Annotated in this window: 23 protein-coding genes; 7 read left to right on the top strand and 16 right to left on the bottom strand. The window is 67.1% G+C overall.

The features are described from left to right. Positions 1–361: 361 nt before the first annotated feature. The 10 genes from ACP7C5_RS13080 to ACP7C5_RS13035 form a co-directional block, all read right to left on the bottom strand. Positions 362–1,735, bottom strand: a complete 1,374-nt coding sequence (locus ACP7C5_RS13080) for a cytochrome P450 (RefSeq protein ID WP_426264573.1) — start codon at positions 1,733–1,735, stop codon at positions 362–364. A 58-nt stretch (positions 1,736–1,793) separates the two neighbouring features. Next, positions 1,794–2,267, bottom strand: a complete 474-nt coding sequence (locus ACP7C5_RS13075; RefSeq protein ID WP_426264572.1) for a hypothetical protein — start codon at positions 2,265–2,267, stop codon at positions 1,794–1,796. Beyond that, positions 2,243–2,782, bottom strand: a complete 540-nt coding sequence (locus ACP7C5_RS13070) for a GNAT family N-acetyltransferase (RefSeq protein WP_426264571.1) — start codon at positions 2,780–2,782, stop codon at positions 2,243–2,245. Before ACP7C5_RS13070 ends, ACP7C5_RS13075 begins: the two co-directional genes overlap by 25 nt. 8 nt (positions 2,783–2,790) lie before the next feature. Next, positions 2,791–3,210 carry a 6,7-dimethyl-8-ribityllumazine synthase gene (gene ribH, locus ACP7C5_RS13065; protein WP_426264570.1) on the bottom strand — a complete coding sequence of 140 codons (420 nt, stop codon included), beginning with the start codon at positions 3,208–3,210 and terminating at the stop codon, positions 2,791–2,793. Next, positions 3,210–4,358 (bottom strand): 3,4-dihydroxy-2-butanone-4-phosphate synthase, encoded by a 1,149-nt coding sequence (gene ribB, locus ACP7C5_RS13060; RefSeq protein ID WP_416194477.1) that lies wholly within the window; start codon positions 4,356–4,358, stop codon positions 3,210–3,212. Before ribB ends, ribH begins: the two co-directional genes overlap by 1 nt. Continuing rightward, positions 4,345–4,968, bottom strand: coding sequence for a riboflavin synthase (locus ACP7C5_RS13055; protein ID WP_322161469.1), 624 nt, complete (start codon positions 4,966–4,968; stop codon positions 4,345–4,347). The genes ribB and ACP7C5_RS13055 overlap by 14 nt, the downstream gene beginning before the upstream one ends. 3 nt (positions 4,969–4,971) lie before the next feature. Next, on the bottom strand, positions 4,972–5,943 hold the full coding sequence (ribD, locus tag ACP7C5_RS13050; RefSeq protein WP_426264623.1) for a bifunctional diaminohydroxyphosphoribosylaminopyrimidine deaminase/5-amino-6-(5-phosphoribosylamino)uracil reductase RibD: 972 nt from the start codon (positions 5,941–5,943) through the stop codon (positions 4,972–4,974). Positions 5,944–5,975: 32 nt separating this feature from the next. Next, positions 5,976–6,326 carry a hypothetical protein gene (locus tag ACP7C5_RS13045; protein WP_133191148.1) on the bottom strand — a complete coding sequence of 117 codons (351 nt, stop codon included), beginning with the start codon at positions 6,324–6,326 and terminating at the stop codon, positions 5,976–5,978. A 60-nt stretch (positions 6,327–6,386) separates the two neighbouring features. Continuing rightward, a complete protein-coding gene (locus tag ACP7C5_RS13040; RefSeq protein WP_426264569.1) occupies positions 6,387–7,055 on the bottom strand; it encodes an energy transducer TonB in 669 nt (222 codons plus the stop codon). Positions 7,056–7,153: 98 nt separating this feature from the next. Then, positions 7,154–8,482, bottom strand: a complete 1,329-nt coding sequence (locus ACP7C5_RS13035) for a glutamate--tRNA ligase (RefSeq protein ID WP_426264568.1) — start codon at positions 8,480–8,482, stop codon at positions 7,154–7,156. A gap of 160 nt (positions 8,483–8,642) precedes the next feature. On the opposite strand from ACP7C5_RS13035, the gene ACP7C5_RS13030 reads away from it, so the two are divergent. Continuing rightward, a complete protein-coding gene (locus ACP7C5_RS13030; protein ID WP_133191154.1) occupies positions 8,643–9,578 on the top strand; it encodes a ribose-phosphate pyrophosphokinase in 936 nt (311 codons plus the stop codon). Between the two features lies 1 nt (position 9,579). Here ACP7C5_RS13030 and ACP7C5_RS13025 read toward each other — a convergent pair whose 3' ends face one another. Both ACP7C5_RS13025 and ACP7C5_RS13020 read right to left on the bottom strand, forming a co-directional pair. Continuing rightward, a complete protein-coding gene (locus tag ACP7C5_RS13025) occupies positions 9,580–10,329 on the bottom strand; it encodes a sulfite exporter TauE/SafE family protein (protein ID WP_426264567.1) in 750 nt (249 codons plus the stop codon). Continuing rightward, positions 10,326–10,844 carry a sterol desaturase family protein gene (locus ACP7C5_RS13020; RefSeq protein ID WP_133191158.1) on the bottom strand — a complete coding sequence of 173 codons (519 nt, stop codon included), beginning with the start codon at positions 10,842–10,844 and terminating at the stop codon, positions 10,326–10,328. The genes ACP7C5_RS13025 and ACP7C5_RS13020 overlap by 4 nt, the downstream gene beginning before the upstream one ends. Positions 10,845–10,965: 121 nt before the next feature. Here ACP7C5_RS13020 and sucC point away from each other — a divergent pair, with 121 nt between their 5' ends. From sucC to ACP7C5_RS13005, 3 genes are all read left to right on the top strand, one after another. Then, entirely contained in the window at positions 10,966–12,165 is a 1,200-nt protein-coding gene (sucC, locus tag ACP7C5_RS13015) for an ADP-forming succinate--CoA ligase subunit beta (protein WP_133191160.1), read from the top strand. Positions 12,166–12,365: 200 nt separating this feature from the next. Then, positions 12,366–13,112, top strand: coding sequence for an electron transfer flavoprotein subunit beta/FixA family protein (locus ACP7C5_RS13010; protein ID WP_133191162.1), 747 nt, complete (start codon positions 12,366–12,368; stop codon positions 13,110–13,112). Next, positions 13,109–14,038, top strand: a complete 930-nt coding sequence (locus ACP7C5_RS13005; protein ID WP_426264566.1) for an electron transfer flavoprotein subunit alpha/FixB family protein — start codon at positions 13,109–13,111, stop codon at positions 14,036–14,038. Before ACP7C5_RS13010 ends, ACP7C5_RS13005 begins: the two co-directional genes overlap by 4 nt. A 74-nt stretch (positions 14,039–14,112) precedes the next feature. Here ACP7C5_RS13005 and ACP7C5_RS13000 read toward each other — a convergent pair whose 3' ends face one another. The 4 genes from ACP7C5_RS13000 to ACP7C5_RS12985 form a co-directional block, all read right to left on the bottom strand. After that, complete coding sequence (locus ACP7C5_RS13000) at positions 14,113–15,906, bottom strand: diguanylate cyclase (RefSeq protein ID WP_426264564.1); 1,794 nt, start codon at positions 15,904–15,906, stop codon at positions 14,113–14,115. A 49-nt stretch (positions 15,907–15,955) separates the two neighbouring features. Then, positions 15,956–16,960 carry a histone deacetylase family protein gene (locus ACP7C5_RS12995; RefSeq protein ID WP_426264562.1) on the bottom strand — a complete coding sequence of 335 codons (1,005 nt, stop codon included), beginning with the start codon at positions 16,958–16,960 and terminating at the stop codon, positions 15,956–15,958. Next, positions 16,953–18,173: a Na+/H+ antiporter NhaA gene (nhaA, locus tag ACP7C5_RS12990; protein WP_133191170.1), complete on the bottom strand. Its 1,221-nt coding sequence runs from the start codon at positions 18,171–18,173 to the stop codon at positions 16,953–16,955. The genes ACP7C5_RS12995 and nhaA overlap by 8 nt, the downstream gene beginning before the upstream one ends. A gap of 131 nt (positions 18,174–18,304) precedes the next feature. Then, positions 18,305–19,873 (bottom strand): lysine--tRNA ligase, encoded by a 1,569-nt coding sequence (locus ACP7C5_RS12985; RefSeq protein WP_426264561.1) that lies wholly within the window; start codon positions 19,871–19,873, stop codon positions 18,305–18,307. Positions 19,874–19,929: 56 nt separating this feature from the next. Between ACP7C5_RS12985 and ACP7C5_RS12980 the strand changes: the two genes are divergently transcribed. The 3 genes from ACP7C5_RS12980 to ACP7C5_RS12970 all read left to right on the top strand — a co-directional run bounded on the left by ACP7C5_RS12980 (position 19,930) and on the right by ACP7C5_RS12970 (position 23,997). Next, complete coding sequence (locus ACP7C5_RS12980; RefSeq protein ID WP_426264559.1) at positions 19,930–20,502, top strand: Uma2 family endonuclease; 573 nt, start codon at positions 19,930–19,932, stop codon at positions 20,500–20,502. A 209-nt stretch (positions 20,503–20,711) separates the two neighbouring features. Continuing rightward, positions 20,712–23,435, top strand: a complete 2,724-nt coding sequence (locus ACP7C5_RS12975) for an ATP-dependent DNA helicase (protein WP_426264557.1) — start codon at positions 20,712–20,714, stop codon at positions 23,433–23,435. 13 nt (positions 23,436–23,448) lie between these two features. Next, positions 23,449–23,997, top strand: a complete 549-nt coding sequence (locus ACP7C5_RS12970) for a SixA phosphatase family protein (protein WP_354287695.1) — start codon at positions 23,449–23,451, stop codon at positions 23,995–23,997.

Raw genomic sequence — 23,997 nt, 5'->3', positions numbered from 1 at the left:
GTCTGATGCGCTCACAGCCAGGCTTGGCATCGGTTTGGAGTCACGCCGGACGACAGGGCCGGGCGCGCGCTGGTCGCGGCGAATCAGCTCGCGGCGAATCAGTAGTTAGTGCGAGTCGCTCAGTCGGAATGGGCCTCCCACCACGCCGTGCTGCCCCCAGGCGACCCCGTCGCCTCGTCCTGGGGCAATCGTCGGAGATTGCGGTCTGCCGCGCCTGGTCGTGCCGTTCCGGCCAATCACGGGCATACCACGACGATACGGTGATCGGGACACTGCCGTGTCGCGCCCGTGCAGCCCATCGCGATTGGGGTCGAACGCCCCCCCGGCTCGACGGACCGAGCGGGCGCTCAATCGCCTCCCCTCACCCCAGCGGCACAAACCGCAACGGCAACCCATCCTTCGGCCGCGGGATAGGCCAGGCCTGCCACACATCACCCGCCCCAGCATCGAGCTCGATGCGATAGCGGCTGAGCAGATGCGCGATTAAAATGCGGATCTGCATCGTCGCAAAATGCAGCCCGAGACACATATGTGCGCCGCCGCCGAACGGGACCCACGCATATTTGTGCCGTGCGCGCACCGCATCGGGGGTGAAGCGCAGCGGATCGAAGCGCAGCGGATCGGGCCACAGTTCGGGCATGGTGTGCGTATAGGCGACGCTCACGCTCACCGTCGTCCCTGCCGGAATATGAAAGCCGCCGAAATCGAACGGTTTCACCGCGCGGCGTGGCAAGGAGGGGACGGGCGGGATCAGCCGCAGCGATTCCTTGAACGCCATGTCGGTCAGCACCAGCCGATCGAGCTGGCCATAGGGCAGCCCGCCCGCATCGTTGCGGCCGAGCTCGGCGATCTCGGCGCGCAGCTTCTCCTGCCATTCGGGGTTGCGCCCAAGCAGCATGACGAGGCTCGTCGCCGACGATGTGATCGTGTCGTGCGCCGCCATCATCAGGAAGTTCATGTGGTCGGCGATCGCATCGGCGGCGAGCGGCAGGCCATCATCGTCGGTCGCGCGGCAGAATTGCGAGAAGAAGTCCTGCCCAGCGCCTGTCCGCCGCGCCGGGATCTCGCGTTCGAACAGGTCGATCAGATAGGCCCGCGCGCGCACGCCCTTGCGCATCTGCGAGCCCGGCAGGGGAATGCGGATCGGGGTGATCGAGGCCTGCACCTCATCGACGAACGCCTGGTTGATCCGCGTCGCCTCGGGGCCGAGCGGCATGCCGAGAAAGCTCTCGGCGGCGAGATCGAGCGTCAACTCCTTGATCGCATCATAGAAGCGCATCGGCTGGTTGCCCCAGTCCGCCACGGTGCGCGCGATGCCGATGTCGAGCGTCTCGGCATAATGCCGCATCGGCTCGGGCTTGAACGCGACCGACATCACGCGGCGGTCGGCGCGGTGCTTGTCGAAATCCATCAACATCAACCCGCGCGGGAACAGCAGGTTGAGCAACGGCCCCCAGCCCTGCTCCGACGAGAAGACGCGGTCACGGTCGAACAGGACGAGTTCGTTGGCCTCGGGACCGATCAAGCTGACGGTCGGCCCGCCAAACGCATTGTTGCGGAACACCGGGCCATAGCTGTCGATCATGTGGCGCCCGAAGCGCACCGGATCCTTGAGCATTCGGAAGGTGTTGCCGACGAACGGCAGCCCGTCCTCGCCGGGAATGTCGCGAATGGCGGTGCTCTTCTGCCGCGGCAGCCAATGCGGATTGGCTTTGAAGGTATGGGCGTAGGGCATCGTCGCGCTCCTGCTTACTGACATCGGTATAAGTAAGGAGTCGAGCGCTGGGAAGAGCTTAGCGCGACGTCTCCTCGCCGAGCGAGTCGAGCCAGCGGGTGACCAGGCTGGTGCGGCTGCTCGAGATCGCGCCCGCCAGCACGACCACAACCACGACGATCGGCAGCAGCCATTCGAGATCGATCAGCGCCACCAGCAGCAGGACGAGCATCACGCCGATGCTCAGCAGACCTAGCGCGGCGATGCGGCGCTCGCCTGTGGACGACAGCGCGATGACGCGCGGCCCCTTGCGGTCCCAATTCGGCGAGGTTGTCAGCAACCGTCGGCCCTGCGCATCGCGGACCCGGAACAGCGCGGCGACGAGCGGCGCGCCGAGCGCGTCACCCGGCGCGATCAAGTCCGCGCGACGCTGCGGCGGCGCGTCCGGCGCTTGCGTGGCCCAAGTGTCGATCGTGAGGAGCCGCCCGTCGCGCTCGACGATCTTGTAGCGCGGGGGCGGCGGCTTGCTCATCTGCCGCGGTGCGCGCGCCATTCGGCCGCGCTCTGGCCCCACGCATCGACGCGGTAGCCATCGAGCGGTGCTGGCAAGCGCGTCGGCCCACGGTTGGCCGAGCCCAGCCGCTCGGCGAGCCGGATCGAGCGGATATTATCGGGCGCGATCGTGTGGATCACGTCGCTCCAGCCAAGACTGTCGAACGCAAAGTCGATCGCCGCGACCGCGGCTTCATGCGCATAGCCCCTGCCCGCAAAACCGCTGGCGACGCCCCAGCCGACTTCGGTGCCGGGCCAGCCCTCGGGCTGCCACGGGCCGATCCGCCCGACCCAGGCGCCCGATTCGCGTTCGATCACCGAGAACATCGAGAAGCCGCGCGTCATCCACGCGCCGGCGCGCACCGAGAAGTCGCGCCAGGCGACCGCACGCGGCATCGCGCCGCCGAGATGCGCCATCGTCTCGCCATCGGCGGCGAAGGCGGCATAGGCCTCGAAATCCGCGGGCTCGGGGAGCCGCAGGATCAGCCGGTCGGTGAACAGGATCGGCCCGCTCACCACCCGGGTCAGCCGAAACGCGCTTTCAGCGCCATCATCGCGAGTGCGGCCTTGGCCGCCTCGCCGCCCTTGTCCTTTTCGGTCTTGCGCGCGCGCGTCAGCGCCTGCGCTTCGTCCTCGGTGGTGAGAATGCCGTTTCCGATCGCGAGGCCGTCCATCGACAGCGCCATCAGCCCGCGTGCGCTCTCGCCCGCGACGATCTCGAAATGATAGGTCTCGCCGCGGATCACGACGCCGAGCGCGACGAAGCCGTCATACAGCCCGCTCTCGGCCGCGAGCGCGACCGCGCCGGGGATTTCGAGTGCGCCGGGGACGGTGATCGTCTCATGCTTGTGCCCCGCCGCCTCGATCGCGGCGCGGGCGCCTTCGAGCAGCAGGTCGTTGAGATGGTCGTAGAAGCGCGCTTCGACGATGAGCAATTTGGCCATTATTCGCCCCCAGTACCCGGAATGGCGCGCTCGGCGACGATCGACAGGCCATAGCCTTCGAGGCCGACCAGCGCGTGATGCGTATTGGTGAGCAGCACCATTTCCTCGACGCCAAGCTCGGCGAGGATCTGCGCGCCGACGCCGTAATCGCGCAATTCCTCGACCTCGGGCGCGCCCGCGCCCTTGCCCTCGCCGCGCAGCTTGATGAAGCGCGTGATGCCATCGGCCATCTGGCGGTTGATCACGACGATCACGCCGGTGCCTTCCTCGGCGATCAACTGCATCGACCCCGAGAGCAGGCCCGAACGCTCATTCTCTTCGCCGAACACGTCGACGAAGGTCGACAGCGTGTGCATTCGCACCAGCGTCGGCTTGGTCGGGTCGATCTTGCCCTTGACCAGCGCGATCGTCTCGTCGCCGGTCGCCTTGTTGTGGAAGGTCATCGCCTTCCACGTCCCGCCCCATTTCGATTCGAACGGCATTTCGGCGCGCTTCTCGACGAGATGGTCGTGGCGGCGGCGATAGGCGATCAAGTCGCGGATCGTGCCGATCTTGAGATTGTGGAGCTGCGCGAACGAGACGAGATCGTCGAGCCGGCTCATCGTGCCGTCCTCATTCATGATCTCGCAAATCACCCCCGACGGATTGAGCCCGGCGAGCCGCGAGACATCGACCGCGGCCTCGGTATGGCCGGCGCGCACCAGCACGCCGCCGTCGCGTGCGACGAGCGGGAAGACGTGGCCCGGCGTGACGATCTCCTCCTTGCCCTTCGACGAATCGATCGCGACGGCGATGGTGCGTGCGCGGTCGGCCGCCGAAATGCCCGTGGTGACGCCGTCGCGCGCCTCGATCGAGGTGGTGAAGGCGGTTTCGTGCCGCGTGCCGTTGTGGCGGCTCATCAGGCCGAGGCCGAGCTCGTCGACGCGCTTCTTGGTCATCGCGAGGCAGATCAGCCCGCGACCGTGCTTGGCCATGAAGTTGATCTTCTCTGGCGTCGCCATCTGTGCGGGGATGACGAGATCGCCCTCGTTCTCACGATCCTCGTCGTCGACCAGGATGAACATCCGGCCGTTCTTGGCCTCGTCGATCAGTTCCTCGGGCGAGGACAGGAACCCATGGCGCAGGCGCGCAACTTCAGGCTTTTGCACGATAATGCTCCATGCGTTGCAGATAGCGGGCGAGGACGTCGATCTCGATATTGACGTGTGCGCCGGAATGAAGATCGCCCAGCGTGGTCATCGCCTGGGTGTGGGGAATGATGTTGATCGCGAAATGCGTCGTTCCGTCGGCCTGGTCGGCGACGCTGTTGACGGTCAGCGAGACGCCGTCGACAGTGATAGATCCCTTGGGTGCGACGAACGGCGCAAGCGCGGCCGGGACGGCAATGACGACCTTCCACGAATCGCCGTCGCTGCTCGTCTCGACGATCGAAGCGATGCCGTCGACATGGCCGGTGACGATATGCCCGCCCAGTTCCTCGCCGAGCTTCAGCGCGCGTTCGAGGTTGAGCCGGCGACCGGCGGTCCATTGCGCGGCGGGGGTGCGCGACACGGTTTCCCCTGAAACATCGGCGGCGAACCAGCCCGACGCTCCGGGCGCGGACTTGTCGACGACGGTCAGGCACACGCCCGAACAGGCGATCGAGGCGCCGAGATCGACGTCCCCCATATCATAGCCGGTCGCGACGAAGATGCGCAGGTCTCCGCGCTCCTCGATCCGATCGATCGTGCCGATGTCGGTAATGATCCCGGTGAACATGGCCTACTCCCTGACGCGCTCGTAAACCTCGAGCCGGTCGCTGCCAAGGGTGCGCGCGTCGGTCATCGTCCAGCGGCCATGCGCCTCGGAAAGATCGGCGAGGCCGATGTCGGGCAAGGTCCGCCCGCCGCCGACCATGATCGGCGAGCGATACAGCAGCAGACGGTCGACGAGGTCGGCCGCAAGGAAGGCGGCAGCGGTGGTCGGCCCGCCTTCGACGAGCAGGGTATCGATTCCTTCGAGCGTGCCGATCGCGTCTGGAGCCGCGAGATTTTCCCACGGCAACGCGCCGTCGGGCGCGGGATGCTGCAAGTCGGGCGTGCGCGACAGGATGAAGCGGCGCGGCGACCGGGGCTCGAGTCCGGGCAAGCGCACGTCGAGCGTCGGATCGTCGGCGTCGATCGTGGCGCGACCGACCAGGATCGCGTCGTGGCGCGTGCGTTCGAGATGCGCGTGTGCGCGTGCCTCGGCGCCAGTGATCCATTTGCTCGCGCCCGATCCCATCGCGGTGGCGCCGTCGAGCGACAGCGCGAGCTTGAGCGTCACGGCGGGCCGGCCATGCTGGCGTCGCGTAAGGAAGCCCGCCATCGCCGAGCGCGCAGCGGCAGCGCCCGGACCGAGATCGACCATGATCCCCGCCTCGCGCAACCGCGCCACGCCCGCGCCATTGGTGCGCAGATCGGGATCGCCGAGCGCGATCACGACGCGCGCCACGCCCGCCAGCTGCAGCAGATCGCTGCACGCCGGCCCGCGCGTCGAGACATGCGCGCAGGGTTCGAGCGTGGTGTAGACGGTTGCGCCGCGCGACTTTTCGCCGGCTTGCGCCAACGCCATCGCCTCGGCATGCGGGCGCCCGCCGGGCTGGGTCCAGCCGCGCCCGACGACGATGCCATCGGCGACGATAACGCAGCCGACATTGGGGTTGGGCGTGGTCCGCCCGCGTCCGCGCTCGCCGAGCGCGAGCGCTGCGCCCATCCAGCGCGTGTCGTCGAAAGCCGTGGCCACGCTCAGATCCCGTAGGCCTTGAGCCCGTCATTGACCTTCTTGAACTGCGCGCGGCGCTCGGCCTCGAGCCGCTTGAGCTCGTTGGCCTGGCGCGTCTGCTCGACGCCGTCGATCTTCTGCTGCGCGATGATCTCGGCATCGGTGCGGTCGGCGCGCCACTGCTGCACATAGATGATGTCGCGGTGATACGGCTTGGGCGGAATCTTCGATTCGTAGATCACCCCGACGACCATCACATAGGTCAGCGCGAGCGCCAGCCCCATGAAGCCGAGCTGATGCGGCCGCCGCGTCACGATATAGGTGCGCATATCGCGCCAGGCGCGCAGCGGGGAAATGTAGCGCAGGAAATTCATCGCCAAGAGATAGGCGCGACAGGGGAGCGATGCCAGCCCTGCCGCGCCCACACGCCCCGGCTATTCTTCGTCGAGCACGAAGCGGACCGCCATCGTCTGCCACGCCTCGATCGCCACGCCGTCGCGCGTGCCCGGGGTGAAGCGCCATTTCTCGAGCGCGCGCTTACGCGTCGCCTCGAAGAAGGCGGGGCTCGCCGCGCTGACTTGCTCGACTTGCTTCACGCGCCCGTCGGTACCGATCAGCACGCGCACGACGACGCGCCCCTCGTGCCCGGCAAGGCGCTCGTCGCTCGGATAGGTCGGCTGGAATGCGCCGAGATAGCGCGAGTCGAGTTTCGGGATGGTAATGACCGGCGCAGGCGGTTTGACGATCGTGCCGACATCACCCGTGCCGCCGGGAAACGGCTGAAGCGGCGGCGGATCGATGTGCAAGGCGATCTGTCCGCTCGGGACGCCCGGGGTCACCAGCTTGGTCAGGTCGATCGATTCGGGCGGCGGCTTCAGTGGCTGCGCGACATGCTGGATCTGCGGGACCGGCTTGGGTTCGGGCTTGGGCGGGGGTAGCGGATCGAGCGGGATGTTGGTCGCGGTGATCGTCGGCACGATGTCGCGCACGAAATGCGGCGCGGTCAGCGAGAGCCCGAACAGCAACACGCCGCCGGCACCGAGCGCGAAGGCGACTCCGCCGGGGTTGAGCCCATGGCGGTTGGCATAGCGATCTGCGTACATCGTCCCGTCTCCATCTGTGCCGTCCGGTTCTATGCCAGACATGGAGAGGATGTTACATCATAACATTCTGCCTGCAAGAGACAATATATCCTGTCGCCTCACTCGGGCGACAGGCGCGCAATCGCGCGGTCGCGGCCGATCAGCGGGAGGAGCGCCTTCATGTCGGGACCATGCTCGCGGCCGGTCAGCGCACGCCGCAACGGCAGGAACAGCGCCTTGCCGCTGCGTCCGGTCTCGGCCTTCAGCGTGGCGGTCAGCGCGTGCCACGGGTCCCCTGCCCAGTCGAGCGACTCGGCGGCCCGCGCGGCGGCGGCGAGAAAGTCGGCATCGGCGGAGTCGCGCTCGGCGACGATCGGACCCTCGATTACGCCCCACCAGTCGGCCGCCTCGGCGATCGTCTGGAGATTGGGCCGCACCGCCGCCCATTCCGCCGCGCCCATCCCGGCGGGAAGCCGGTCGGCCACGTGCGCGAATTCAAGTTGATGAACGATCTTGGCGTTCAACCCGGCAAGTTCCGCCTCGTCGAAGCGCGCCGGCGCGCGACCGAACTTCGCGAAATCGAAGCTCTCGACCAGCGTCGCCGTCTCGACCAGCGGTTCGACCGGCAAGCTCGTCCCGATCCGTGCGAGCAACGCGCGCACCGCCTCGGGTTCGATCCCCACCTCACGGAAATGCGCGACGCCGAGCGAGCCCAGCCGCTTCGACAATTTGCCCTCCGAGCCGACCAGCAGCGCCTCGTGCGCGAAGGCCGGCGGTGTAACGCCCATCGCATCGAACATCTGGAGCTGGAGCGCGGTGTTCGAGACATGGTCCTCGCCGCGCACGACATGCGTGATGCCCATCTCAACATCGTCGATCGCCGAGGGCAGCATATAGAGCCACGATCCGTCGGCGCGGCGGATGACGGGATCGCTCATCGTCGCGGCATCGAATTTCTGGGGCCCACGGATCAGATCGTCCCACACGATCGGCGCGGCATGATCGAGCTTGAAGCGCCAGTGCGGCTTGACACCAGCGGCTTCGAAGCTCGCCCGCTCGGCGTCGCTCAGCGCGAGCGCGGCGCGGTCGTAGACCGGCGGCAGCCCGCGCCCGGCGGCGATCTTGCGCTTGAGGTCGAGCTCCTGCGCGGTTTCGTACGCCGGGTAGACGCGCCCTGCGTCGCGCAACGCCGCAAAGCGCGCCTCATAGAGCGCAAAGCGCGCCGACTGCCGCTCCTCGCCCGCAATCGTCAGCCCAAGCCAGGCGAGATCGGCACGGATCGCATCGACAAAGCGCGCTTCGCTGCGCTCGGCATCGGTATCATCGATCCGCAGCCAGAACTCGCCATCCTGCGCTTGCGCCCACAGCCAATTGTGGAGCGCGGTGCGGATGTTGCCGACGTGCAGCATGCCAGTCGGCGAAGGGGCGAAGCGAGTGCGGATCGTCATGCCACGAGCGGTAGAGGACGCGGCGCCCTCTCGACAAGCCCGCGCATCCATACGCGCTTTGCGGCACTGGTTGCGGCATCGCAGGGCACGCGGTCTCTTTCCCCGAGCCGACGACGCTCCTAAGGAGGCTGCAACTCGGCAAGCGCAAGGGGCGGCCCATATGAAACTTCTCACCGGCAATTCGAACCTGCCGCTCGCGCGCGATGTCGCCGCCTATCTCCAGCTGCCGCTGACCGACGCGCAGGTCCGCCGCTTCGCCGACGAGGAAATTTTCGTCGAGATCCAGGAGAATGTCCGCGGCGAGGACGTCTTCGTGCTGCAATCGACCGGCTATCCGGCAAACGACAATCTGATGGAGCTGCTGATCTGCATCGACGCGCTGAAGCGCGCCTCGGCCAAGCGAATCACGGCGGTTATCCCGTATTTCGGCTACGCCCGGCAGGACCGCAAACCGGGGCCGCGCACGCCGATCTCGGCCAAGCTCGTCGCCAATCTGATCACCGTCGCGGGTGCTGATCGCGTGCTTTCGGTCGATCTGCATGCCGGGCAGATCCAGGGCTTCTTCGACATTCCGACCGACAATCTGTTCGCCGCACCCGTAATGTCGGCCGACATCCTGACGCGCTACGGCAATCGCAATTTGATGGTCGTGTCGCCCGACGTCGGCGGCGTAGTGCGCGCGCGTGCGCTCGCCAAGCGGCTCAACAACGCCCCGCTCGCGATCGTCGACAAGCGCCGCGAGCGCGCCGGCGAATCCGAAGTGATGAACATCATCGGTGAGGTCGAGGGGCGCTTCTGCATCCTGATCGACGACATCGTCGATTCGGGCGGCACGCTGTGCAACGCCGCCGCCGCACTCAAGCAGGCGGGCGCAGCCGGCGTCGCCGCCTATATCACGCACGGCGTGCTGTCGGGCGGCGCGGTCGCACGAGTCGAAAGCTCGGCGCTCGAGGAATTGGTCATCACCGATTCGCTCGGCAGCCACGACATCGTCGCCTCGGCCAAGAAGATCCGCCACCTGACGATCGCGCCGCTGCTCGCCGAGGCGATTCGCCGGATCGCCGACGAATCGTCGGTGTCGTCGCTTTTCGACTGAATCAGGCGAGCGCGTCCCAGATCAGCTTGACGCCGACCAGCACCATCAACGCGTAGATCGCGGTGTAGAAGCGCTCGGGCGAGACGCGCCGCACGAGCCAGACGCCGGCAAAGGTCGAGGCGATCGCCACGGGCAGTAGCAGCGCGGCGACACCGAGCGTGTCGCGGTCGAACTGGCCGAGCGCCCAATAGGCGGGGACCTTCGCCCAATTGACCGCGGCAAAGAAGATCGCGGTGGTGCCAACGAGCACGTCGCGCGGCAGCCGGCGCGGCAGGACATAGACCTGGAACGGCGGCTGGCCGGCATGCGCGATCTGGCTGGTAAAGCCCGAGGCGATGCCGAGCAGCGCTCCCACCCAGCCGGGCGCGTGCGCCGCGACCGCAACCGAGCCGCGGCGCTCGCTCCACAATCGGTAGAGCCCGAACAGCACCGAGATCGCGCCGACCACGGCGAGCACTGCCGCGCTCGAGACCTGCGCGGCAAACACATAGCCGAGCAAAATCCCGATCCCCGCACCCGGCAGCATCCAGCCGAGGATCGCCGCATCCCAATCGCGCCGGAATGCCCAAACGCCGACGACATCCTGCACGATCAGGATCGGCAACAAGATCGCCGCCGCGCGCACCGGCGAGATGGCGAGTGCGAGCATCGGTAGCGACAGCGCGCCAAGACCCGCGAAGCCGCCCTTCGACAGGCCGAGCAGCACCACCGCCGGCACCGCCAGCGCGTAGAAAAGCAGCGGTTCGCTCAATCCGGGATGAGCGTCGTCTGGCCGACCGGCGCGCGCACGCCGGCGCGCTTGCGGCGCTTGAGTTCGGCCTTCAGATCCTCGGGCTTGGGGGCGACGAGGAAGCCGAAGCTGACCGAGCCATCCTTGGTTTCGACGACATGGTGCAGCCGATGCGCCTGGATGATCCGCTTCATGTACGCCGACTTGGGCAGATAGCGCGTCGGGATGCGGCGGTGGACGATGATGTCGTGAAAGCCGAAATAGATCGCGCCGTACGCCGCGATTCCCGCGCCGATCCAAGTGAAGCCCTGCCACCAGCCGAGCTGGACGCCGAACACCAGCATCGTGATCGAGGGCAATGCGAAGATCACCGCGTACCAGTCGTTCAGCTCCCAATTGCCGGTGCGCGGGCGGTGATGGCTCTCGTGGAGAAACCAGCCGAAGCCGTGCATCACCCAGCGATGCGCAGCATAAGCGAACAGCTCCATCCCAGCGACGGTGGCAAGAAAGAGCAACAGACCAGAGATCAGCGACATGCAGGCGATATAGCGCGCCGCGCGCCCGATAGCGAGTGTTCGCAACTGCGAAGGGGTGGATTCGTACTCCCGTGTGTGCTTAAGCCCCCCGCAAACCCGACCCTTGGAAAGGCACGCGCTCATGAACATCCACGAATATCAGGCCAAGGAACTCCTGGCGAAATTCGGCGTGCCCGTTCCTGCCGGCTTCTCGGCAATGTCGGTCGAGGAAGCAGTTGCAGCATCGGAAAAGCTCCCCGGGCCGCTCTATGTCGTCAAGGCGCAGATCCACGCCGGCGGCCGCGGCAAGGGCAAGTTCAAGGAACTCGGCCCCGACGCCAAGGGCGGTGTCCGCCTCGCCAAGACCGCTGACGAAGTCCGTGCCGCGGCAACCGACATGCTCGGCAACACGCTGGTGACGATCCAGACCGGCGACGCTGGCAAGCAGGTCAACCGCCTCTACGTCACCGACGGCGTCGACATCGCCAAGGAATTCTACCTCGCCCTCCTCGTCAACCGCGCCACCGGCCGCGTGTCGATGGTCGCCTCGACCGAGGGCGGGATGGACATCGAAACCGTCGCGCACGACACGCCCGAGAAGATCCACGCGATCGACATCGACCAGGCAACCGGCTTCATGCCGCATCATGGTCGTGCCGTCGCAGCCGCGCTCGAGCTCAAGGGCGATCTCGCCAAGCAGGCGTCGTTTGTCGCATCGAAGCTGTACGATGCCTTCATGGGCACCGATGCCGAGCAGATCGAGATCAACCCGCTCGCCGTCACCGACGACGGCAAGCTGATGGTGCTCGACGCCAAGGTCGGCTTCGATAACAACGCGCTGTTCCGCCACAAGGACCTGATGGAACTGCGCGACGAGACCGAGGAAGATCCTTCCGAGCTCGAGGCCTCGAAGTACGACCTCGCTTACATCAAGCTCGACGGCGACATCGGCTGCATGGTCAACGGCGCCGGCCTCGCGATGGCGACGATGGACATCATCAAATTGAACGGCATGTTCCCGGCCAACTTCCTCGACGTCGGCGGCGGCGCCAACAAGGAGAAGGTGACGGCCGCGTTCAAGCTGATCCTCGCCGATCCGAACGTGAAGGGCATCCTGGTCAACATCTTCGGCGGCATCATGAAGTGCGACATCATCGCCGAGGGCATCGTTGCCGCGGCGAAGGAAGTGAACCTCTCGGTTCCGCTCGTCGTCCGCCTCGAGGGCACCAATGTCGAGGCCGGCAAGGCGATCCTCGCCAATTCGGGCCTCGCGATCGTCCCCGCCAACGATCTGGGCGATGCCGCCCGCAAGATCGTCGCGGAGGTCAAGGCCGCCGCTTGAGTGGACTGACCAACGCACTTTGCGCTAAAGAAGGGCCCGGACGGAAACGCCGGGCCCTTTTGCGTTGAGGGCGCGTTCGAGTCGGACGAGATGCCGCTACGGCAAGCTTGGCTGGCATACCGGACTTGCGAAAACCGCGCCAAACCGCCATTTGACCACCAGATGCTGCCGAGCAAGAAACTGTCCTGGAAGGAATCCCGATGAGAGTGCTGGTGCCGGTCAAGCGCGTGCTTGATTACAACGTGAAGCCCCGCGTGAAGGCGGATGGAAGCGGAGTCGACCTCGCCAACGTCAAGATGAGCATGAACCCGTTCGACGAGATCGCGGTCGAAGAAGCGATCCGCTTGAAGGACAAGGGCGTGACGGAAATCGTCGTCGTGTCGATCGGCGAGCAGAAGGCGCAGGAAACGCTGCGCACCGCGCTCGCGATGGGCGCCGACCGCGCGATCCTGATCGTCACCGAAGACAAGGTCGAGCCGCTCGGCGTCGCCAAGCTCCTCGCCAAGATCGTCGAGGAGGAAAAGCCCGACCTGGTCATCCTCGGCAAGCAGGCGATCGACGACGACAACAACCAGACCGGCCAGATGCTGGCAGGGCTGCTCGGCGTCGGCCAGGCGACTTTCGCCTCGAAGGTCGAACTCAGCGCCGACAGCGTCACCGTGACGCGCGAAGTCGATGGCGGCTCGGAGACCGAGACGCTCAAGCTCCCCGCGATCATCACCGTCGACCTTCGCCTCAACGAGCCGCGCTACGCCTCGCTGCCCAACATCATGAAGGCGAAGTCGAAGCCGCTCGCACAGAAGACCGCCGCCGATTACGGCGTCGACGTGTCGCCGCGCCTCACCACGCTGAAAGTGGTCGAGCCCGCCAAGCGTTCGGCCGGCATCAAGGTCGCCGACGTCGATGAACTCGTCGCCAAGCTCAAGTCCATGGGAGTCGCAAAGTGAAGACGCTCGTCTGGGTCGAACATGATGGCACGTCCGTAAAGGACGCCACCCTCTCCACCGTCACCGCAGCCTCCAAGCTTGGTGAAGTCCATCTGCTTGTCGCCGGTCAGGGCATCGGCGCAGTCGCCGAGGCGGCCGCCAAGATCGCCGGCGTCGGCAAGGTCCATGTCGCCGACGACGCGGCCTATGCGCATGCGCTCGCCGAGAACGTCGCGCCGCTCGTCGCCAAGTTGATGGAATCGCACGACGCATTCCTCGTGCCCGCGACGACCAACGGCAAGAACATCGCGCCGCGCGTCGCGGCGCTGCTCGACGTGATGCAGATCTCGGACATCCTGTCGGTCGAGAGCGAGGACACTTTCACGCGTCCGATCTACGCTGGCAACGCGATCGCAACGGTCCAGACCAAAGACGCGAAGAAGGTCATCTCGGTTCGCGGCACCGCGTTCGAGAAGGTCGCCACCGAAGGCGGTTCGGGCACGATCGAAGCGGTCGACACCACCGGTGACGCCGGCGTATCGACGTATGTCGGCTCGGAAATCGCAGCGTCTGAGCGGCCCGAGCTGACCTCGGCCAAGATCATCGTCTCGGGCGGTCGTGCGCTTGGCTCGAGCGAGCAGTTCCACACCTTGATCGATCCGCTCGCCGACAAGCTCGGCGCGGGCGTCGGCGCATCGCGCGCTGCGGTCGATGCGGGCTATGCACCCAACGACTATCAAGTCGGCCAGACGGGCAAGATCGTTGCCCCCGAAGTCTATGTCGCGGTCGGCATTTCGGGTGCGATCCAGCATCTTGCCGGCATGAAGGACTCGAAGGTCATCGTCGCGATCAACAAGGACGAAGACGCGCCGATCTTCCAGGTCGCCGATTTCGGCCTCGTCGGCGATCTCTTCAAGCTGGTGCCGGAGCTGACCGAGAAGCTCTGAAGCAAAGCGCGAGGGCGACCTCACGTAGCAAGGGGCGGTGCGACCGGGTCGCACCGCCCCTTTCGTTTGTGCGCTTAGCTCGACAGTTCGAGCCGGTTCCGCCCGGCATTCTTCGCGCGGTACAAGGCCTCGTCGGCATGGCGCAGGATATGCTGGCGCGAACGCCCCGCGCGGAGCGGTGCCAGCCCGCCGCTGAAGGTGAAGCGGATATCCTCGCCGAACCCGGTCGTGACCGACAGATCGGCGACCTCACGCCGCAAACGCTCGCAGATCGCATGCGCCTCCGCCAAGTCGGCGTTCCAGATGATCAGCGCGAACTCCTCGCCGCCGAGCCGCGCGATCAAGTCCTCGGCACGCAGCGAGCGCCGTGCGACATCGACGAAGGTGCACAGCACGCGGTCGCCCGCATCATGGCCGTGGCGATCGTTGACGCGCTTGAAGAAGTCTAGATCGAGCACCGCGCACACGCCGATCCCGCGTCCCGCCGCGACATCGGCGAGGCGCTGATCGAGCGCCACGTCGAACGCGCGGCGGTTGACGATCCCCGTCAGGGGATCGGTCTGCGCCGCCTGCGCGAGCGCAGCCTGCAGCTGTTTGTGCCGCGAGATGTCGCGGATCGCGCTCACAGTGCCGACGACCTTGCCATCCTCGTCGGTGATCGCGCGCGTATGGCTTTCGCACCACAGCATCGTCCCGTCAGCCTTGCGCCCGCGATATTCGACGATGAAGGTCGCCGCCGGGTTCGCGAGTGCGTCGCGGATGGTCTTGGTCACGATCGGCAGATCCTCGGACTGCACCAGCGTTCCGGCCGCGACGCCGATCAGGTCGGCCGGTTCATAGCCCGCCAGCGGGAGGATCGAGGCGGAGGCATAATCGATCACGCCCGCGACGGTCTGCGTCAGAATGATATCGGTCGATTTGTCGGTGATCAGGCGATAGCGCGCTTCGCTCGCGCGCAGCGCGACCACCAGTCGCCTGCGCTGGTTGAGCTCGGCCGCGATCAGCAAGGTCATGACGACCGCGGTCGCCAGATAGAATTGCAGGAACAGCACGCGTTCGTACGTGCCGCCGCTGATCATGCGGATCGGGCCGCTCCCGCCGATCGTGAACGTCGCGCCGATCGTCGCGAGGATCACGATCGTGATCGCGCCGCCGATCCGGCCGAAGCGGAACGCCGCGATCATCAGCGGGAGGAGCGGCACGAACAGCAGCGGAAACGTCTCCTGCCCGAAGACGAGCCGCGTCACGACGATCGTCACCAGGATCAGCCCCGCGCCCTCGAGCTTGCGTGCCAAGCGCATACGCGCGATCCCGGCGAACATCTCGCCGTTGAGCGCGAGCAGCACGACCGGTGCGAGCGTGAGATTGCCGAGCGCGTGGCCGAGATACCAGCTCAGCCAGTTGCTGGCGAAACCCGTCGGCGTCGCCAGCGCGATCGTCGCCGCGCCGCCGATCCCGGAGACTGCGGGCGCGATCCCGCCCGCCACCGCGATGAACAGGAAGACGCCGCGCAGCGATCCGAGATCGGCCCCGCTGCCGCGGCCGCGCCGCAACAGCCATGCCGCGAGGATCGCTTCGCCGATCGTGCACGCGGTGACGAGTGGCGCATAGCCATAGCCGATCCCGAACTGCCCCGTCGCAACGACGCCCCCGATCATCGCGGCCGTCACCGGCAAGAGCCAGGCGCGGGGCGACCGCACCACCAGTTCGACGATCAGGATCGCGGTGGCGAACCACAAGCAGGCGGGTCCGCCGCCGAAGCGCGTGAAGCGGATCGCCGCAGCGGAGGCCGCAAAAACGAGCATGCCGATCAGCACCGCCCGAATGGCGGACCGAAAGGAGAACGTAACGCGGAACTCGGCCAACATAAGTCAAAGCCTACGCGCTGTGGACCCAAGAAGACACCGTCAATCGCGGCTAAAATCCGCTAAGCAGGCTCTCGACATTGGCACCGAGCGCGTCGAGCGCATAGCCGCCTTCCATCGCGATCACGCAGGGCCAGCCACATGCCGCAATGTCGCGCGCGAGCACCGCATAATCCGCGCTGGTCAGCTTGAAGTGCGAGATCGGGTCGCCCTCCCACGTGTCCGCGCCGAAGCTCAGCACCAGCAGATCAGGCGCGAATCGCGTGATCGCATCGAGCGCCACGCCTTGCGCGCGGCGAAACGGGTCGAGCGTCGTGCCGTGCGGCAGCGGCAGGTTGAGCGACGCGCCGCGCCCGTCGCCGTCGCCGGTCTCGTCGGCATGGCCCCAATAGAAGGGATAGTCGGTTGCGGGATCGGCATGGATGCTCGCGTAGAACACGTCGCCGCGCTCCCAGAAGATGTCCTGCGTGCCGTTGCCGTGGTGATAATCGATGTCGAGGATCGCGACGCGCCGCGCCCCGGCATCGCGCGCCGCCTGCGCGGCGATCGCGGCGGTGTTGAGGTAACAATAGCCGCCATAATAATCCGCCCCGGCATGATGGCCCGGCGGCCGGCATAAAGCGAAGGCGGCGCGGTCGCCGTCGAGCACCGCGTGCGTCGCGCCGAGCACGCTTTGCGCGCTCCAATAGGCGGCATCCCAGGTCTGCGCGGTGAGCGGGGTCGAGGCGTCGAAACTGTAGCGCCCGATCTGGCCGTCGATCCGATCGAGCTTGAGCGCGCGTCGGCCGACGATCGGCCAGACATAGCCCATCGCGTCGCCGGGCCGCCCCGCCGCCGCCCAGCGCGCTGGGGCTTCGCGCAGGAAAGCAAGATAGTCGGGGGTGTGGACTGCCGCGATCGCCGCCATGCCGTGATCGCGCGGCGCCTCGGCCCCGCCGATCGCCTCCGCGATCCGCTGCGCGCGCGACGGTGTCTCGGCATAAGCGGTAAAGCCGCCATTGTGCAGTTCGCGCGCCGGCGCATGGCCAAGCTGCGCGGGCGAGAAGAAATTACGCATGCGTCCTCCGTACCGGCCAATAGCGCAGGATGAGAAAGCCCGCGATCGCCGAGACGATCGAACCTGCGAGCACGCCGATCTTCACTTCGTCCTGCAAATGCGGGCTGTCAGGGAAGCCGAGCCCGCCGATGAACAAGCTCATCGTGAAGCCGATCCCGGCGATCAGCGCGACGCCGTAGAGCTGGATCCAGCGCATCCCCTTGGGGCGCTGCGCGATCCCGAGCCGCTCGGCAAGCGCGACGCCCCCCATGATTCCCGCTTGCTTGCCGAGGAACAGCCCGCCCGCAATGCCGAGCACGAGCGGATCGCCGAGCGTGGCGAGACTCACGCCGCCAAGCGATACACCGGCATTGGCGAGCGCGAACAACGGCACGATGCCGAACGCCACCCACGGGCTCAGCGCATGTTCGAGCCGGTGGAGCGGCGAATGTACGTCGTCGGGCGCGCCGGGCGAGCGCGTGATCGGGATCATCGTCGCGGCGAGCACACCCGCGATCGTCGCATGGACGCCCGACAGCAGGATCAGCCACCAGAGCGCGGCAAAGCCGATCAGATATGGCCACAGCGCCCATACGCGGCGCTGCTTCAAGGTGAACATCACCAGCAATACGCCGACCGCACCGCCAAGCGCGATCCAGTCGATGCCGTGGCTGTAGGCGAGCGCGATGATCGCGACCGCGCCGCAATCGTCGACGATCGCGACCGTCGTCAGAAACAGTTTCAGCGCGGGCGGCACGCGGCTGCCGAGCAAGGCAAGCACGCCGATCGCAAAGGCGATGTCGGTCGCCGCCGGGATCGCCCAGCCGGGCTGCAAGTCCGCGGCGCCACCGGTGATCGCGAGATAGACCAAGGCGGGCACCGCCATCCCCGCCGCCGCCGCGATGATCGGCAAGCGGCGCCGCGCCGGGCTCGCCAATTGCCCGTCGATCAGCTCGCGCTTGATCTCGAGCCCGACGAGCAGGAAGAACACCGCCATCAGGCCGTCATTGATCCACAGATGGACCGTCATCGGGCCGATCGCCGGCGCCAGTGTCGGGCCGGTGGCATGGTGGAGCAGCGCGAAATAGGACTCGGCGAGCGGAGAATTGGCGACGATCAGCGCCAGCGCCGCGGTCGCCATCAACACAATCCCGCCCGCCGCCTCTTGATGCAGAAAGGTGCGGAGCGCCGACCGCACGGTGCGGAACGGCGCAGAGGCTTTGCGCTTGGTCATCGCGCCACCCTATCGCCGCGCCGCACAAAGACCAGCGGGATCGGCCCGCGCCGACCCCGCGCCGACCCCGCGCCGACCCCGCGCCGACCCCGCGCCGACCCCGCGCCGACCCCGCATGGCCGCAAGTACGCTTAGCGAGCGAGCGCCTCGGCGATCAATTTGCGCGTATTCTCGACCCCGTAGAGCGCAATGAAGCTCCCCATCCGCGGCCCCTGGCTCGATCCGAGCAGCGTCTCGTACAAGGCCCCGAACCAGGCACGCAGCGGTTCGAAGCCGCCTTCGTTGCCGATCGCATAGACGATGTTCTGCAGATCGACCGCGGAGCTGTCGGCCTGCACCGCAGCGAGCTCACGGTCGAGCCGTTCGAGCGCTGCGACCTCGATCCCCTCGGGCTTGCGGCGCTGGAGCGTCGGCGCGACGTAATCGCGGTTGTACGCCAGCGCATGGCCGATCAGCGCGTCGAGCTCGGGGCTAATCGAACCCTCGATGTAATTGCTGAGATAGCCGTGGACCTGCTCCGCGGTCGCGCCCGCGCCGAGCACGCCGACGAGATTGAGCAGCAGGCCGAACGTGACCGGCGGGTTCGTCCCCGGCACGTCGCCGTCATGGATGTGGTGCACCGGATTGCCGAGCTTCTGCTCGACCGGCTGCGCGGCGTAGCTGGCGCGGAACTGGAAATAATCGTCCACCGCGCGCGGGATGACGCCGATATGGAGCTGCTTGGCCTTTTTGGGCTCGCGGTACGCGAAGAATGACAGGCTCTCCTGCGTCCCGTAATCGAGCCACTGCTCGAGCGTCAGGCCATTACCCTTCGACTTGGAGATCTTCTCGCCCTTTTCGTCGAGGAACATCTCGTAGATCAGCCCCTCGGGCGGGCGACCGCCGAGCACGCGCGCGATCTTGCCCGACTGCACGCCGCTGTCGATCAGGTCCTTGCCGTACATCTCGTAATCGACGCCCAAAGCGACCCAGCGCATCGCCCAGTCGACCTTCCACTGCAACTTCGCCTGTCCGCCGAGCACCGATTGCACGAGAACCTCGCCGTCGCTGTCGGTGAAGCGGATCGTGCCCTCCTCGACATTGACCACCTCGACCGGGACTTGCAGCACGATGCCGGTCTTGGGGCTGATCGGCAGGATCGGCGAATAGGTCGCGGCGCGCTCCTTGCGCAGCGTCGGCAGCATCACGCCCATGATCCCGGCGTAATGGCGCAGCACGCCCTTCAGCGCATCGTCGAACACGCCAGCCTCATATTGCGAGGCGGACGAAATGAATTCGTATTCGAACCCGAAGCGATCGAGGAAATCGCGCAGCATCGCATTGTTGTGTGCCGCGAAGCTCTCGAACTTCTCGAACGGATCGGGAATGCGGCTGAGCGGCTTGCCGAGATGCTCGGTCAGCATCGCTTGGTTGGGGACGTTGTCGGGCACCTTGCGCAGGCCGTCCATGTCGTCGCTGAACTCGATCAGCCGGGTCGGCGCGTCGGACAGCGTCTGGAACGCGTGGCGCACCATGGTCGTGCGCAGCACTTCGTTGAAGGTGCCGATATGCGGCAGGCCCGAGGGACCATAGCCCGTCTCGAAGATGACGGGCTGGTTGCCCGGCTTGCCATCGGGATAGCGCTTGAGCAGCTTGCGCGCTTCCTCATACGGCCAGGCCTTGGAATCGAATGCGGCGGTGCGGAGGGCTGTGTCGGTCATGATGCTCCCGCGTTTGACGCTTTAGGCGCGCGAGCGCAAATGCTATGCTTGCGCCCATGAACATGCAGCTGCCCCTGACGGAGCCGCACCCCTTGAAGCTTCGTATCGAGGACTTCGAGCTGTTGAACCGCGCGGGCGTGTTCGATGCGTACCACAAGGCCGAATTGATCGAGGGGGTCATCGAGGTCATGAACGGCGAATTCCGTCGACACAGCCGCGTCAAAAGCCAGCTGACGTTCCGCTTGCAGCTCGCGCTGGAAGCGATCGGATCCGATTTCGCGGCATTTTCGGAAGCGACCCTCGCGCTTTCGCCGCACAATCTGCCCGAGCCCGACGTCATTGTCGCGATCGGCGGTTTGGATGATCGTTACTATGAACGCCGCGACATCGCGATCGTGATCGAAGTGGCGGACAGCAGCATTACGCGTGACCTGGGCGCAAAGTGCGCGATGTATGCGCACGAGACTGTCCCGGAATATTGGGTCGTAGCTTTGCAAACAGGCGAGATACATCAATTCTGGAAGCCGCGAGACGGGCGCTTCGGCGATCATCGCGTTGTGCCGCTCGCAGGGGAAGTATGCGGTGCGACGCTGCCGGAACTGACGATCGACGGACGCGGCATTCTATAGGGGCTCGACGCTACCCAAAAAAACGCTTTCCCCGGGCGAAGGCCGGCGCCCAGTCGCGGAACGGCCGCAAGCCGGCACTGCCCCCGAAGACGAGGACCTTCGCTCCTAGGCCCCAGCCTCCGCCGGGGAAGCGCAATTTCTGCTAGCGCAGCAAGCAAACCCACCCCTCCAACGTTGCCATTCCGTTCCCCCTACGCGATATACCCAGCGTGACCGCGCTCCCCTATCCCGCGCTCCATGCGAGCCACAGCGGCATCTGGATCGCCGATGCCGAAGGCACGCGACCGATCGGACGCGGCGAGGCGATCCGCATTGCCGCCGATACCCCCGTCATCCTGCTCAACGCAGCGCTGATCGGGCAGCGGCTCGGCTATGCCGACCTGTCGGGGCTCGACCTGCTCGAACTGTTCGCCTTCCTGTGCCCCGCGCGCTTCATGGTGCCGACGCCGCGCGGCCTAGCGCGCGTTGCAGGGCTGGAAGCTCCGAGCGAGGATGGCGAGATCGCCGCCTTCCTGCGCGACGCCGCGGTGGCGCTGCTCGGCATGACCGAGCCCGGCACCGACTGGCCCGAGCGCGAGGGCGCATGGACCGCGGCGCAATCGCTGTTCAAACTGCGCTGGACCTGGGCGCCGATCCTTGCGCAACGGCTCAAGACCCCCGACGTCGCCGAACGCTGGCTGTTCTCGAAACTCGGCGAATGGTCCGAAGGCGCACCGCGCCCACAGCCGCGCACCGTCACGCTCGATGCCGACGAGACCCAGGCGCGGCTCGCGCGCCTCACCGGGAGTGCCGCCGAGCAACGCTCGGGCCAACGCGCTTACGCCCAGGCGGCACGCGAGGCGTTCGCCCCGCGCATGGCGCACGGCGCACCTAACATGGTGCTTGCGGAGGCCGGCACCGGGATCGGCAAGACGCTCGGCTATCTCGCCCCCGCTTCGCTATGGGCCGAGAAGGCCGATGGCGCGGTGTGGGTATCGACCTTCACCAAGGCGCTGCAACGCCAGTTGGGCCATGAAAGCGCACGCCTCTTCCCCGATGCAGCAACCCGCCGCGCGAAAGTGGTGACGCGCAAGGGGCGCGAGAATTACCTCTGCCTGCTTAATCTCGAAGATGCGCTGCAAGGCGGTTTCGCCGGCCGCGCCGCGATCCTCGCGCAGCTCGTCGCGCGCTGGGCGGCGTATAGCGCCGATGGCGACATGGTCGGTGGCGATCTGCCCGGCTGGCTCCCCACGCTGTTCCGCCGCAACGGCGCGACCGCGCTGACCGACCGGCGCGGCGAATGCGTCTATGCCGGCTGCCCACATTACCGGAAGTGCTTCATCGAAAAGGCCGCGCGCGCCAGCGCCGATGCCGATCTCGTCATCGCCAACCATGCGCTGGTGATGGTCAATGCCGCGCGCGGGCGCGAATCGACGACGCGTCCGACGCGCTACGTGTTCGACGAAGGCCATCATCTGTTCGATGCCGCCGACGCGATGTTCTCGACCGCGCTGACGGGATCCGAGACGATCGAACTCCGCCGCTGGGTGCTCGGCCCCGAATCGGGCGGACGCGGGCGGCGACGCGGGCTTGCCGCGCGCCTCTCCGACGTGGCGAGCTATGACGAGGGCGGCGCACGCGCGATCGCCGATGCGGTGGCGGCGGCGCAGGGCCTGGCGAGCGACGGCTGGCTCCAGCGGATCGGCGAAGGCGCGCCGTTCGGCCCGATCGAGACGCTGCTCGCGGCCGTCCGCGGACTGACCTACGCGCGCGCCGAGGCAGAAGGCGATGCGGGCTATGCGCTCGAGACCGAACTCGCCGAGCCCGACCCCGGGCTGGTTGAAGCCGCGGGTCCCGCCGCACATGCGCTCGATGCGCTCGTCCGGCCACTCGTCGCGCTCGGACGCCGGCTCGAGGCGGTGCTCGAGGAAGGGCCCGATTGGATGGACGGCCAGGCGCGTGCGCGGATCGAAGGTGCTGTCGCCTCGCTCGGCTGGCGCGCCGAGACTGTCGCGGCATGGCTGTCGCTGCTTGCCCGGATCGGCGGGCCGGCCTCGCCCGATTTCGTCGACTGGCTCGCGGTCGACCGAGTCGAGGGGCGCGAATACGATATCGGCCTCCACCGCCACTGGCTCGACCCGACGCGGCCCTTCGCCGAGACCGTGCTCAAGCAAGCGCACGGCGTGCTCGTCACCTCGGCGACGCTGCGCGGCGGCGGGACCGATGGCGAGGAAGGCTGGGGCGTCGCCGAGTCGCGCACTGGCGCCAACCATCTGTTGCGCGGCGCGAGCCGCTTCGCCGCGACATCGCCATTCAATTATGCCGACCAGGCCGAGGTGCTGATCGTCACCGACGTCAAGCGCGGCGACATGGGCGCGCTCGCCAACGCCTATGCCAAGCTCGGCGTCGCGAGCGGCGGCGGGATGCTCGGGCTGTTCACCGCAATTCGGCGGCTGCGCGGCGTCCATGCCCGCATCGCCGACCGCCTCGCCCGCGAGGGGCTGCCGCTCTACGCGCAGCATGTCGACCCGATCGACACCGGCACCCTGGTCGACATCTTCCGCGACGATCCCGCCGCCTCGCTGCTCGGCACCGATGCCTTGCGCGACGGGGTCGACGTGCCCGGCCGCTCGCTGCGGCTCGTCGTGCTCGAGGGCGTGCCGTGGCCCAAGCCGACCGTGCTCCACGCCGCACGGCGGCTCGCCGGAGGCGGCAGCCGCTACGACGACCGGATCGTCCGCGCGCGCATGGCGCAGGCGTTCGGCCGGCTGATCCGCCGCGCCGACGACCACGGACTGTTCGTGCTGCTTTCCGCAGCGATGCCGTCGCGCCTGCTCACCGCCTTCCCGCCGGGGGTGAAGATTACGCGCTGCACGCTGGACGAAGCGGTTGCGCGTGCGGGAGCGCTTCCCTCCGCCGTGCAAACGGGGCATGAGGCGCGCGAACCCGCCTGACGGAGACTTTAGCATGACCGCCGGCACCAAGACGCTGACGCTGCTCCGCCACGCCAAATCGGGCTGGGACGATCCCGCTTTGCGCGATTACGATCGCGGGCTCAACGCCAAGGGCAAGCGTGCGGCGGCGCTGATCGGTGGCCATCTGCGCAATGCCGCCGGCGTGTTCGACCATGTCGTCGCCTCGCCGGCGGTGCGCGTCGTCGAGACGCTCGAACAGGTCGAGAGCAGCTATGGCCGCACGCTCGCGCCCCATTTTGACCGGCGCATCTACCTCGCCTCGGCAGTGACCTTGCTCGATATCGTCCACGAAGCGCCCGCCGAGGCGGCGCACCTCCTGCTCGTCGGGCACAATCCCGGGCTCGAGGATCTCGCGATGCTGCTCGTTCCCGATTCGGACGAACCGCTGCGCGTCGCGCTCGAGGCGAAATATCCGACCGCGACGATCGCCGAAATCAGCTTCGCGGGCGAATGGGCGACGCTTGCCGGCGGGAGCGGACGGCTGACGCGCTTCGTCCGCCCGCGCGATCTCGATCCGACGCTCGGACCCGACGAGGACTGA

Source organism: Sphingomonas sp. PWP1-2, from assembly GCF_049898305.1.
GTDB lineage: Bacteria > Pseudomonadota > Alphaproteobacteria > Sphingomonadales > Sphingomonadaceae > Sphingomonas > Sphingomonas glacialis.
Note: the sequence above shows the minus strand (reverse complement) of the source record. Positions and strands in the feature narration are given on the sequence as shown.

Excerpts from the sequence above, each read along its gene's own strand:
- ACP7C5_RS13080 (WP_426264573.1), bottom strand. The coding sequence starts at position 1,735 with ATGCCCTACGCCCATACCTTCAAAGCCAATCCGCATTGGCTGCCGCGG.
- ACP7C5_RS13075 (WP_426264572.1), bottom strand. The coding sequence starts at position 2,267 with ATGGCGCGCGCACCGCGGCAGATGAGCAAGCCGCCGCCCCCGCGCTAC.
- ribH (WP_426264570.1), bottom strand. The coding sequence starts at position 3,210 with ATGGCCAAATTGCTCATCGTCGAAGCGCGCTTCTACGACCATCTCAAC.
- ACP7C5_RS13055 (WP_322161469.1), bottom strand. The coding sequence starts at position 4,968 with ATGTTCACCGGGATCATTACCGACATCGGCACGATCGATCGGATCGAG.
- ribD (WP_426264623.1), bottom strand. The coding sequence starts at position 5,943 with ATGGGCGCAGCGCTCGCGCTCGGCGAGCGCGGACGCGGGCGGACCACG.
- ACP7C5_RS13045 (WP_133191148.1), bottom strand. The coding sequence starts at position 6,326 with ATGAATTTCCTGCGCTACATTTCCCCGCTGCGCGCCTGGCGCGATATG.
- ACP7C5_RS13040 (WP_426264569.1), bottom strand. The coding sequence starts at position 7,055 with ATGTACGCAGATCGCTATGCCAACCGCCATGGGCTCAACCCCGGCGGA.
- ACP7C5_RS13035 (WP_426264568.1), bottom strand. The coding sequence starts at position 8,482 with ATGACGATCCGCACTCGCTTCGCCCCTTCGCCGACTGGCATGCTGCAC.
- ACP7C5_RS13030 (WP_133191154.1), top strand. The coding sequence starts at position 8,643 with ATGAAACTTCTCACCGGCAATTCGAACCTGCCGCTCGCGCGCGATGTC.
- ACP7C5_RS13020 (WP_133191158.1), bottom strand. The coding sequence starts at position 10,844 with ATGTCGCTGATCTCTGGTCTGTTGCTCTTTCTTGCCACCGTCGCTGGG.
- sucC (WP_133191160.1), top strand. The coding sequence starts at position 10,966 with ATGAACATCCACGAATATCAGGCCAAGGAACTCCTGGCGAAATTCGGC.
- ACP7C5_RS13010 (WP_133191162.1), top strand. The coding sequence starts at position 12,366 with ATGAGAGTGCTGGTGCCGGTCAAGCGCGTGCTTGATTACAACGTGAAG.
- ACP7C5_RS13000 (WP_426264564.1), bottom strand. The coding sequence starts at position 15,906 with ATGTTGGCCGAGTTCCGCGTTACGTTCTCCTTTCGGTCCGCCATTCGG.
- ACP7C5_RS12995 (WP_426264562.1), bottom strand. The coding sequence starts at position 16,960 with ATGCGTAATTTCTTCTCGCCCGCGCAGCTTGGCCATGCGCCGGCGCGC.
- nhaA (WP_133191170.1), bottom strand. The coding sequence starts at position 18,173 with ATGACCAAGCGCAAAGCCTCTGCGCCGTTCCGCACCGTGCGGTCGGCG.
- ACP7C5_RS12985 (WP_426264561.1), bottom strand. The coding sequence starts at position 19,873 with ATGACCGACACAGCCCTCCGCACCGCCGCATTCGATTCCAAGGCCTGG.
- ACP7C5_RS12980 (WP_426264559.1), top strand. The coding sequence starts at position 19,930 with ATGAACATGCAGCTGCCCCTGACGGAGCCGCACCCCTTGAAGCTTCGT.
- ACP7C5_RS12970 (WP_354287695.1), top strand. The coding sequence starts at position 23,449 with ATGACCGCCGGCACCAAGACGCTGACGCTGCTCCGCCACGCCAAATCG.